This window comes from Arhodomonas sp. KWT (assembly GCF_010993615.1).
The window spans coordinates 1-917 of the sequence record NZ_WNXE01000666.1 but is presented as its reverse complement, the minus strand read 5'-3'; the positions used below and the strand labels follow the sequence as shown (position 1 = coordinate 917).

Annotated in this window: 2 protein-coding genes; both read left to right on the top strand. The window is 73.2% G+C overall.

Annotated elements, in window-relative coordinates:
* The coding region (locus G7A99_RS21580) for a hypothetical protein (protein WP_163143980.1) at positions 1-185 on the top strand (185 nt) is incomplete at its 5' end.
* 25 nt (positions 186-210) lie between these two features.
* Positions 211-917: type I glyceraldehyde-3-phosphate dehydrogenase (locus G7A99_RS21575; RefSeq protein ID WP_163143978.1), on the top strand; the 707-nt coding region annotated here is incomplete at its 3' end.

Here is a 917-nt window from a genome sequence, read left to right as displayed (position 1 = left end):
CGGCGGTGACCGCCCGGGTTGCCGTGGAGGCCGGGCTGCCGGATCCCTGGTGGCGTCTCGTCGGGGCCACCGGGCGGGTGATCGGCGTCGATAACTTCGGCGAGTCCGCCCCCGGCGGCGCCGTCTACGAGCACTTCGGGATCACCGCGGACGCGGTCTTGGAGGCCACGCGCGCCCAGCTGTGAGGCGCTCCGTCAGGGAGGGGAGGCCATGGCGGTCACCATCGGTATCAACGGCTTCGGCCGCATCGGGCGCGCGGTACTGCGCGCGCTCTACGAGTCCGGACGCAGCGACCGGCTGCGCGTGGTGGCCGTCAACGACCTGGGCGAGCCCTCCGTCAACGCGCACCTGATGCGCCACGACACCGCCCACGGGCCCTTTCCGGGGGCCGTGACGCTCGCCGGGGACGCGCTGACGGTCAACGGCGAGGCCGTGCGCATGCTCGGCGAACGGGACCCGGCCCGGCTGCCCTGGGGCGACCTCGGGGTGGACCTGGTGATGGAGTGCACCGGCCGTTTCGCCGGCCGCGAGAAGGCCTCGGCCCACCTCGATGCCGGTGCGTCGCGGGTGCTGATCTCCGCGCCGGGTGGGGATGACGTGGATGCGACCGTGGTCTACGGCGTCAACCACGACAGCCTCCGCGGCGACGAACGCATCGTCTCCAACGCCTCGTGCACGACCAACTGCCTGGCGCCCCTGGCCCTGCCCCTGCACGAGGCCTTCGGCGTGGAGAGCGGGCAGATGTGCACGATCCACGCCTATACCAACGACCAGGTCCTGAGCGACGTCTATCACAAGGACCCGCGGCGCGCCCGCGCGGCCGCGGTGAACCAGATACCCACGAGCACCGGGGCGACCCGGGCGGTGGAGCGGGTGCTGCCGGCGCTCGCCGGCCGGCTGGACGGTTACGCCGTGCG